The sequence below is a fragment of the Paenibacillus chartarius genome (assembly GCF_042432825.1).
Classification (GTDB): Bacteria; Bacillota; Bacilli; order Paenibacillales; family NBRC-103111; genus Gordoniibacillus; species Gordoniibacillus chartarius.
The window spans coordinates 381,395-389,299 of sequence record NZ_JBHLWN010000077.1; the positions used below are offsets into that span (position 1 = coordinate 381,395).

Consider the following 7,905-nt stretch of genomic DNA (forward strand, 5'->3'; position numbering starts at 1 on the left):
GGACAGCGAGGGGGATTATGCATGGAAACAGGACTGGCGCTGGCGGGAGGCGGCGTACCCGGAGCCGCAGCTGTCGGTGTATTGATGGCCCTGGAGGAAGCCGGCATTACCGTCACCCATATTACAGGAACTAGCTCTGGCGCTATGGTTGCCGCTTTATATGCTTATGGTTATGCGCCGCAGCAGCTGCTCGGCATCGTTCCGATGCTGAACCGGCGTTATTTGGATTTCGATTGGAGAGGCATTTTGTACAAGGCGCTGTTTCGCCGTCCTAGCCTGGATGGCTGGCTCAAAGGCGAACGATTGTATAAGCTGATGGCCGAACTGACCCACTACCGCGATTTGTCCGCACTGCGTATTCCTTGCGGCATTGTCGCCACGGACTTGGCGGATGGAAAGCCGTTCGTATTCGCTAACGCGGAAGTGCCCGGGTACAGCTGGGATTACAGCTTTCATATCGCAGAGGCGGTCCGCGCCAGCTTCGCGATCCCGGTGCTGTTTCGGCCGTTTCGCCGCGACGCGAAGCTGCTGGTTGACGGCGGGGTAAGCACGAACTGTCCCGTACGAATATGCCGTGCAATGGGCGCATCCAAGGTGATTGCCGTCGATTCGGTCACGCTGCCCGCTGCCGCGCCGTCGCTGCTGGACGGCTCTTTTTCCATTCTATACAAAGTGATTCAGCTTACATTAAAGCAGCAAATGGAAAACGAGCACGCCTGCGCCGATATGGGACTATTGATTGATGTCGGAACGGTCGGAGCGTTTGATTTTCATAAAGTCGGGGACTGCATCGAGGCCGGTTACCGTACTGCGGCTGCACACCTGGATGACATTAAGGCTGCATTAGGCGAAGGCTGAAGATGCCAAACTGTACCGCGTAGGGAATTTCGTCCCGATTGGGTAAGCTAAGTTTCGTTGGGGGCTTGCCTCTTGACGAATACGAACTCTACAACCGAAGGGACGACATGTACAGTGAAGAAAACGGTAGCAGCTGGCATTTCCTCTATCGTGCTTTTGACTGCCCTAAGTACTCCGGCTTTGGCGGAAACCACGACGTCTAGCGGCAGTACCACAGGAACCGGAACGATGAGCACAGGTACTTATGGTACGACAAACACGACAACGGGTACGGGGTACGGCACGACGGGCACTGGCATGACAGGGACAAGCACGACGGGAACCGGCGCGTCGGGGACCGGAACGACCGGTACAGGCACAACAGGGACCGGCACAACGACAGGAACCGGTACGTCTGGTTATGGCACTACAGGAACGGGTACTTCGGGAACCGGCACAACGGGCTACGGCACTACGACGGGCTACGGCACTACGTCGGGCTATGGCACGACCGGTACCGGCACTACAGGGACTGGAACAACCGGTACGTCGACGTACGGCACGAATACGACCGGAACCGGTAACTACTCCACTTACGGTACGGACCGCTACGGATCGACCACAAACACGGGCAACAACTACACGGCAACTGCCGCCACGGATGCCAACGGTACGGACTGGGGCTGGCTCGGTCTGCTCGGCTTAGTCGGACTTGCCGGCATATTCGGCCGCGGCCGTGCCGGTGATCGATAATATCCATACGGAGGAGGGGATACAATGGCTGACGCAAACAGAGAACAACAAGCGCTGAACTCGGTCGAAAAAGCGCTGAACGCCACGGGTCAAGTAGGAGACAATCCTTCCGAGCAATTGGTCGAGCAGGCGAATAACTCGCTTATTCATGCCAATGTTGCCGTAGGCCAGGCGCTGCAAAGCGGCGAACCGTCCGAAGCGCTGCGCTCGGCACAAGAGCAGCTGCAAGAAGCCGAATCCGAACTGAACGGATAAAATGAAAAGGACCTCCTTCCCTGCCTTGCAGTGGAAATTGAGGTCCTTTATTTATCGGTGAGACATCCTATGCCTCTTTGTCATACTCATACTTGCAAAACGTGTTTCCTCCCTGTCCTTTGGCCCGGTACATCGCTTTATCAGCAGAGCGGAGCAAATCCTTGGCTGCTGCCTTTGTCTCCTCCGACATCGCAAAGCCGATGCTGACTCCTACCGAGAAGCGCTGGCCGTCAATCTGGAACGGCTCGATGGTCGCCTCGATGATGCGTCCGGCCGTCGCCTCCAGATGCCCTTCATCCGAACAGTCGAACCATAGAAAAACGAACTCGTCCCCGCCCATTCTGGCGAACACGTCGTAGCGAAGACCTGCTTGACGAATGCGTGCAACCCAAAGCTTCAGCAGCTCGTCCCCCGCGGCATGCCCGAGCGTATCGTTTACATTCTTGAAATCGTCCATGTCAAGCAGCATGACCGCTGCCGACCGTTCCGCTCCTTGCTCCGCGATCTTCTTCATCTGATCTTTAAAATACGTCCTGTTGGATATCCCCGTCAGCATATCCGTATAGGCGAGCGTCGTCAGCCGTTCTTCCGACAACGTCAGTCTGGCAACCGCTTCCTTCAGCTCTTCGTTCGCCGCATGCAAATCTTCCGTCCGTTTGCGCACCGTCGCCTTCAATCGCTGTCTGGAGCCGACCATATGCTGAAACAGCACGAACAGCAGCAAGAAAAATATTCCGACCGCAAGCTTCTGAAACATAATGCTTCGTTCGATTCCCTGAAGAATGTCGCTCTTCGGCTTGGCGGCCAATTCCCACAAGCCTTCGGGCAAATAAACGACGGAACGCACGCTCCGTCCAGAGAACAGCTCATGATCCCCATAAAAAGCCGGTTCTCCCGGCTTACGAATGGCAATATCGATCGGCTTCAAATGGTTGAAGCCCGCTTCGTCAAGCATGTCGCGAATCTTCACAACGATGCTGACGAATCCCGCAAAATTGCCGTTTTCGAATACCGCTCTCCGCCCGATCAAGCCTTGACCGCCCTGAACAAGCTCTAACGGGCCGCTGACGATAACTTTGCGGAGCTCCTTCATGCGTATCGCATCCATCCGTACGTCCAAGCGAGGGTCTTCGAACATATTGTATCCGATGACTTTTTCATTTCCTTCGCGGGGATAAATAAATTGAACTTCCTCCCCGACGGACAGCGCAGCATTAACGATTCCATTCGTATTCAAGAACAGCTGCTCCAAGTAAAGCTCAAGCTGAACGGGATCTGTATGAATGCCTTGATTTTTGATATATGCGTAAAATCCGTCCAGCATTGCATACTTCCGGTTGATTGCGGAGGTGAGCGCGGCTGCATTGGTCGTAAGCTCCGCCTGTGCCGATGTATACACGATATCCAGCTGTCTGTTCCGGTACTCGTTCAGAAAGCTGCACGCTAGAAGTGCGGCTGCAATCAGAATGACGGCGATGAAGGCCGTTATTTGATTGATTCTTATCGTCATCGCCCTCCCTGTTTTGCGTATTTAGTGTTTATTCAACATCGAAACCAAATTTCCTCCCCATATAACGACACGTTCCGACAATAAATATCGTACGGCATCATCTAGCGCGGGGATTGGTTGAATAAAGCGAAGTCATAACCGACACACTATGCCGAGTTAGCAGGAACAGGGAGTTAAGGGAGAGAGGATATGGCACGACGCGAGTGGATGTATTCAGCGCTTTGGGCCGCAGCAACGGGGTTGGTGCTGTTCAGCATTACGAAGGTGGAGCATTGGGGGCTTCCCTGCCTGATGGTGCTGCTGCTTTGCTTGGCAGGAGTACAGCGAGACGCAGCTGAGACACCTTGGGTCATCTTTATGCCGGCCGGATGTGCGATGCTTTCCTTATTTTATTTGATTTATAGTCATGCCGGCGGGTTTTGGTATCAAGTCGTCGCATGGCAGACGAAATCGATTCACCATTGGTTTCACTGGAACGAGTTTTTTAATGCCATCCCCGGCAACGACGCCGCCTGGTTTCGCATTTGGCAGCCCGAATGGCTGACACAATACATGAAGGCCGTCTACAGCTACGGTTTTACATTGTCGTATTGGGTCTGTGTCATCAGGGCATTTTTTACGAAAGACATCAGCAAATTCGCTCGTTACTCGCTGGCGGGCTATTTGCTTCAAGTACCGCTGATCTTACCGTTTTATAACACGGTTCTGCTGCAAGAGGTTTGGTACGTTCAAGGCACGCCGGATGTGATGGGACGCGGCTGGACGCCGGAGGAGCAAGGAGCGAATTCCGTCAACTGTTTTCCGAGCATGCACACGTCCATTGCTTTCGCCGCTCTCCTTCTCGCTAAACGGGAAAACAGTACCATATATCGAATTGTCATGACCTTGTTCACCTGTTCGATTATCGCCAGCACCATGTATTTGAAAATCCACTGGGTAATCGACGTGATCGCCGGAATGCTGTTTGCTTATTTCTGTGTCAAGCTGGCTGACCGTATCGTCGACAGCCGGCCGTTTCAATCGTTCGCAGCGCTCTGGGAGCGCATCGGAACGTCGTTATATCGGACGATCGCCGTGAAACGCTCTGCCGACGCGGTGGAACCGTCTAATCCCGAAACCGGAGGAACCGCCTGATGTCCACGTATCCGTCACCGCTGCTGTTTATGCAAAAATTTTTAAGCAACCCTTTGCAGGTCGGCAGCATCATCCCCAGCTCCCGTTTCCTCGGACAAAAAATGGCCGGAGCCGTTCCATGGCGCGAAACGCGTACCGTTGTTGAACTTGGTGCCGGGACGGGGGCGATAACGAAGCATTTGCTTGCACAGATGCACGAGGATTGCCGGGTTTGGCTGTTTGAGAAAGATAATCTGATGCGCAAACGTCTGGAGGAGCAGTTTTCCGGGTTTACCTGCCATTCTCACGCGGAAAGCCTGACTCTCGTAATTCGCCAATCAGGCTTTGAGCACGTGGATTGCATTGTGAGCGGATTGCCGTTTTTCAACTTTCCGCCAGCCCTGCGGGAAACCATCTTGAGCCAAGTATACCAGGCGCTGAAGCCCGGCGGACGGTTTATCGCTTTCCAATACTCGCTTCAGATGAAGCCGAAGCTGGCCGAGAGGTTTGAACTGGAGCAGCTTGCGTTTGTTCCGCTTAATTTTCCACCTGCATTTGTCTACATCTGCCGTAAGAAAGGGGGAACATCCAAATGAATCGTGGAAGTGACGAACGTGAGCAGTCGTCCGCGGCCGACGGTCAAGCGTTGCACACCGACGACCGGGCGGAAATAGTGGAAGCACTGCTGACCCAGCCGGTATCCAAGGAAGAGCAGCAGCAGATGAATAATAACTAAGCTTTACACCTTGCCCAAGGAGCACTTCGAATGTCAGCCATTTACGGAAAATGAGCAGGAAAATGACGAAATATCGGTAACGTTACTTTGTACCGCATCTTGTGAATAGTCTGCAGCATGCTCCTCTCTCCGGCTTATGGTACAATAAGCTAGAATTCGGCGAAGGAGCTGGAACGATGCGCAAACTAGTGTTTTTTGTGGGGCCGGCCGGCGCCGGCAAGACGACGCTGGCACAAGCGCTGTGCCGTAAGCGGCGCGGCGCTTTATTTGATATGGACATCCTGCTGCGTCCTGCAGCGGAAGCGATCATGAAGATGCTGGAACTTGATCCGCTTGATCGGGATTCGCCGGAGTACAAGACGCACTGCCGCGATCTCGGATATCGGATCACAATGGATGCCGCACTCGATAATATCGCTCAAGGCATCGATGCCTACGTCGTCGGCCCGTTTACGAAAGAGCTTGAAGATCCGAAGTGGCTCGTTCAAGAGCTGGCAAAAATCGGAGCGACGCTGTCCGACGTTGAGGTCAAGGCGATCTATGTATATTTGCCCGAGGAGGAGCAGTATCGGATGCGGCTGAAGGAGCGCGGCTCCGTATTGGACGATTGGAAGCTGGAGCATTGGCCGCAATTCCGTTCCTCGCTGACACCTAAGCGTATCGCATGGGACCTTCCTGCAAACAGCATCCTATACTGGAACAATTCCTCTCCTCCATCAACGGAGACTATCTCCGAAATCGAACGCTTCGTTTATCCCGACTGAACAATTCGTTCATGCAAAACGTGTCGCATACTGCGCTTACCCGGGAAATAGGTGCTAATAAGAAAACTCCTTTCCGAGTACTTTCGAAGATAATCGACCGAGTAATTGGAAGTTTTTATCTCCAACCGGAAAGCTCAATTCGCATTGCGAAATACAAAGAAGAGGAACTGCATTCTCGCAGTTCCTCTTCTTTGTTTATTGCGCTACGTGCCCTAAGAGATTCGAACTCCTGACCTTTTGATTCGTAGTCAAACGCTCTATCCGGCTGAGCTAAGGGCACATATGGAGCGGAAGACGGGAATCGAACCCGCGACCCTCGCCTTGGCAAGGCGATGCTCTACCGCTGAGCCACTTCCGCATATGATGCAGTCGAGAGGACTCGAACCTCCACGGCTGTTACACCACTAGAACCTGAATCTAGCGCGTCTGCCAATTCCGCCACGACTGCAAAGCTGCTCAATGCGGTCGGTGGGATTTGAACCCACACGGGTATACACCCGCCACCCCCTCAAGATGGTGTGTCTGCCGTTCCACCACGACCGCGTATGCAATTAGAGTGAGCCATGTAGGACTCGAACCTACGACACCCTGATTAAAAGTCAGGTGCTCTACCGACTGAGCTAATGGCTCATTTGAAGGCTGGCTGGGGATCAAGGATTCGAACCTTGGCATGACGGAGTCAAAGTCCGTTGCCTTACCGCTTGGCTAATCCCCAATAAGACACGTATAAACTAAGTAAGGGCGATCGAGGGGAATTGAACCCCCGAATGTCGGAGCCACAATCCGATGCGTTAGCCACTTCGCCACGACCGCCATACTGGAGGCTGATGGATTCGAACCACCGAACTCGTCAGAGAACAGATTTACAGTCTGCTGCGTTTGGCCACTTCGCTAAGCCTCCATGTGGTGCCGCCGAGAGGAATTGAACCCCCAACCTACTGATTACAAGTCAGTTGCTCTGCCAATTGAGCTACAGCGGCATAAGAAAAAACAATGGCGGAGCCGACGGGATTCGAACCCGCGGTCTCCTGCGTGACAGGCAGGCATGTTAGGCCTCTACACCACGGCTCCGCGTTACAAGGTGTTACGTGCCCCGAAAAAGTATTGTCATAAGCTTGAGCGCTTATGTCACTTTTTTAGGTAAAGGTGGTGGGCGCTGACGGGATCGAACCGCCGACCCTCTGCTTGTAAGGCAGATGCTCTCCCAGCTGAGCTAAGCGCCCTTATTGATTGGGTTCCCCACAAAGCAATCGAATTATGCTCGTAAGCATGTCGTCGCCTTGTGGAGCGTAGTGACCCGTAGGGGATTCGAACCCCTGTTACCTCCGTGAAAGGGAGGTGTCTTAACCCCTTGACCAACGGGCCATGCTAAATGATTATGTGGCGGAGAGGGTGGGATTCGAACCCACGCACGGGAGTTACCCGCCTAGCTGATTTCGAGTCAGCCCCCTTGGGCCACTTGGGTACCTCTCCATGTATTAACATTGCTTGCAACTACGGAGAAAGAGGGATTCGAACCCTCGAGACGCTTGTGACGTCTACACGATTTCCAATCGTGCTCCTTCGGCCAGCTCGGACACTTCTCCAAGTATGGTGGAGCCAAGCGGGATCGAACCGCTGACCTCCTGCTTGCAAGGCAGGCGCTCTCCCAGCTGAGCTATGGCCCCATGGGTTAGTTGCAATGCGCTTGACGGCGTCCTACTCTCCCAAGACCCGCGGTCTAAGTACCATCGGCGCTGGAAGGCTTAACGGCCGTGTTCGGGATGGGTACGCGTGGTTCCCTTCCGCCATTGCCACCAAACGGATTGCTATTCAGGCGTGCGTTGCACCCTGAAAACTAGATACGAAACATTGCGCGTAGTGTTCTTTCGGTTGTTTATTTGGATAAGCCCTCGACCGATTAGTATTCGTCAGCTCCACGCATTGCTGCGCTTCCA

The 7,905-nt window shown here is 53.7% G+C and carries 8 protein-coding genes, 15 tRNA genes and 1 rRNA gene; 7 read left to right on the forward strand and 17 right to left on the reverse strand.

Annotation, left to right across the window (positions count from 1 at the left end; translation table 11 throughout):
• Nucleotides 1-21 precede the first annotated feature (21 nt).
• The 3 genes from ACFFK0_RS21455 (at nt 22) to ACFFK0_RS21465 (ending at nt 1,845) form a co-directional block, all read left to right on the forward strand.
• Nucleotides 22-858 carry a patatin-like phospholipase family protein gene (locus tag ACFFK0_RS21455; RefSeq protein ID WP_377472419.1) on the forward strand — a complete coding sequence of 279 codons (837 nt, stop codon included), beginning with the start codon at nt 22-24 and terminating at the stop codon, nt 856-858.
• A gap of 228 nt (nt 859-1,086) precedes the next feature.
• Entirely contained in the window at nt 1,087-1,590 is a 504-nt protein-coding gene (locus ACFFK0_RS21460; protein ID WP_377472420.1) for a WGxxGxxG-CTERM domain-containing protein, read from the forward strand.
• 24 nt (nt 1,591-1,614) lie between these two features.
• On the forward strand, nt 1,615-1,845 hold the full coding sequence (locus ACFFK0_RS21465; protein WP_377472421.1) for a hypothetical protein: 231 nt from the start codon (nt 1,615-1,617) through the stop codon (nt 1,843-1,845).
• Nucleotides 1,846-1,912: 67 nt separating this feature from the next.
• Here ACFFK0_RS21465 and ACFFK0_RS21470 read toward each other — a convergent pair whose 3' ends face one another.
• Nucleotides 1,913-3,355: a sensor domain-containing diguanylate cyclase gene (locus ACFFK0_RS21470; RefSeq protein ID WP_377472422.1), complete on the reverse strand. Its 1,443-nt coding sequence runs from the start codon at nt 3,353-3,355 to the stop codon at nt 1,913-1,915.
• A gap of 189 nt (nt 3,356-3,544) precedes the next feature.
• Here ACFFK0_RS21470 and ACFFK0_RS21475 point away from each other — a divergent pair, with 189 nt between their 5' ends.
• From ACFFK0_RS21475 to ACFFK0_RS21490, 4 genes are all read left to right on the forward strand, one after another.
• Nucleotides 3,545-4,489 carry a phosphatase PAP2 family protein gene (locus tag ACFFK0_RS21475; protein WP_377472423.1) on the forward strand — a complete coding sequence of 315 codons (945 nt, stop codon included), beginning with the start codon at nt 3,545-3,547 and terminating at the stop codon, nt 4,487-4,489.
• Nucleotides 4,489-5,064, forward strand: coding sequence for a class I SAM-dependent methyltransferase (locus tag ACFFK0_RS21480; RefSeq protein ID WP_377472425.1), 576 nt, complete (start codon nt 4,489-4,491; stop codon nt 5,062-5,064). Before ACFFK0_RS21475 ends, ACFFK0_RS21480 begins: the two co-directional genes overlap by 1 nt.
• Nucleotides 5,061-5,204 carry a hypothetical protein gene (locus tag ACFFK0_RS21485; RefSeq protein ID WP_377472426.1) on the forward strand — a complete coding sequence of 48 codons (144 nt, stop codon included), beginning with the start codon at nt 5,061-5,063 and terminating at the stop codon, nt 5,202-5,204. Before ACFFK0_RS21480 ends, ACFFK0_RS21485 begins: the two co-directional genes overlap by 4 nt.
• Before the next feature lie 176 nt (nt 5,205-5,380).
• The gene (locus tag ACFFK0_RS21490) at nt 5,381-5,968 is read left to right on the forward strand and encodes a P-loop nucleotide/nucleoside kinase family protein (protein ID WP_377472427.1); all 588 of its coding nucleotides are present in this window, start codon (nt 5,381-5,383) and stop codon (nt 5,966-5,968) included.
• Between the two features lie 206 nt (nt 5,969-6,174).
• Here ACFFK0_RS21490 and ACFFK0_RS21495 read toward each other — a convergent pair.
• The 16 genes from ACFFK0_RS21495 to rrf form a co-directional block, all read right to left on the reverse strand.
• Nucleotides 6,175-6,248, reverse strand: a tRNA-Arg gene (locus ACFFK0_RS21495).
• A gap of 3 nt (nt 6,249-6,251) precedes the next feature.
• Nucleotides 6,252-6,326, reverse strand: a tRNA-Gly gene (locus ACFFK0_RS21500).
• 6 nt (nt 6,327-6,332) lie between these two features.
• A tRNA-Leu gene (locus tag ACFFK0_RS21505) sits at nt 6,333-6,416 on the reverse strand.
• A gap of 12 nt (nt 6,417-6,428) precedes the next feature.
• Nucleotides 6,429-6,511: transfer RNA gene (locus ACFFK0_RS21510), tRNA-Leu, on the reverse strand.
• A 14-nt stretch (nt 6,512-6,525) separates the two neighbouring features.
• Nucleotides 6,526-6,598, reverse strand: a tRNA-Lys gene (locus ACFFK0_RS21515).
• A 10-nt stretch (nt 6,599-6,608) separates the two neighbouring features.
• Nucleotides 6,609-6,683, reverse strand: a tRNA-Gln gene (locus tag ACFFK0_RS21520).
• Between the two features lie 25 nt (nt 6,684-6,708).
• A tRNA-His gene (locus tag ACFFK0_RS21525) sits at nt 6,709-6,781 on the reverse strand.
• 5 nt (nt 6,782-6,786) lie between these two features.
• Nucleotides 6,787-6,869 (reverse strand) — tRNA-Tyr (locus tag ACFFK0_RS21530).
• A 3-nt stretch (nt 6,870-6,872) separates the two neighbouring features.
• Nucleotides 6,873-6,948 (reverse strand) — tRNA-Thr (locus tag ACFFK0_RS21535).
• A 14-nt stretch (nt 6,949-6,962) separates the two neighbouring features.
• Nucleotides 6,963-7,039 (reverse strand) — tRNA-Asp (locus ACFFK0_RS21540).
• A gap of 76 nt (nt 7,040-7,115) precedes the next feature.
• Nucleotides 7,116-7,191 (reverse strand) — tRNA-Val (locus ACFFK0_RS21545).
• A gap of 70 nt (nt 7,192-7,261) precedes the next feature.
• A tRNA-Glu gene (locus ACFFK0_RS21550) sits at nt 7,262-7,333 on the reverse strand.
• Between the two features lie 16 nt (nt 7,334-7,349).
• A tRNA-Ser gene (locus ACFFK0_RS21555) sits at nt 7,350-7,441 on the reverse strand.
• Nucleotides 7,442-7,465: 24 nt separating this feature from the next.
• Nucleotides 7,466-7,554 (reverse strand) — tRNA-Ser (locus ACFFK0_RS21560).
• A gap of 5 nt (nt 7,555-7,559) precedes the next feature.
• Nucleotides 7,560-7,635, reverse strand: a tRNA-Ala gene (locus tag ACFFK0_RS21565).
• Nucleotides 7,636-7,653: 18 nt separating this feature from the next.
• Nucleotides 7,654-7,769: ribosomal RNA gene (rrf, locus tag ACFFK0_RS21570) — 5S ribosomal RNA — on the reverse strand.
• Nucleotides 7,770-7,905: the final 136 nt, after the last annotated feature.

What these genes read in the sequence shown, in the direction of transcription:
- ACFFK0_RS21455 (WP_377472419.1), top strand. Translation starts at nt 22, where the DNA reads ATGGAAACAGGACTGGCGCTGGCGGGAGGCGGCGTACCCGGAGCCGCA.
- ACFFK0_RS21460 (WP_377472420.1), top strand. Translation starts at nt 1,087, where the DNA reads ATGAGCACAGGTACTTATGGTACGACAAACACGACAACGGGTACGGGG.
- ACFFK0_RS21465 (WP_377472421.1), top strand. Translation starts at nt 1,615, where the DNA reads ATGGCTGACGCAAACAGAGAACAACAAGCGCTGAACTCGGTCGAAAAA.
- ACFFK0_RS21470 (WP_377472422.1), bottom strand. Translation starts at nt 3,355, where the DNA reads ATGACGATAAGAATCAATCAAATAACGGCCTTCATCGCCGTCATTCTG.
- ACFFK0_RS21475 (WP_377472423.1), top strand. Translation starts at nt 3,545, where the DNA reads ATGGCACGACGCGAGTGGATGTATTCAGCGCTTTGGGCCGCAGCAACG.
- ACFFK0_RS21480 (WP_377472425.1), top strand. Translation starts at nt 4,489, where the DNA reads ATGTCCACGTATCCGTCACCGCTGCTGTTTATGCAAAAATTTTTAAGC.
- ACFFK0_RS21485 (WP_377472426.1), top strand. Translation starts at nt 5,061, where the DNA reads ATGAATCGTGGAAGTGACGAACGTGAGCAGTCGTCCGCGGCCGACGGT.
- ACFFK0_RS21490 (WP_377472427.1), top strand. Translation starts at nt 5,381, where the DNA reads ATGCGCAAACTAGTGTTTTTTGTGGGGCCGGCCGGCGCCGGCAAGACG.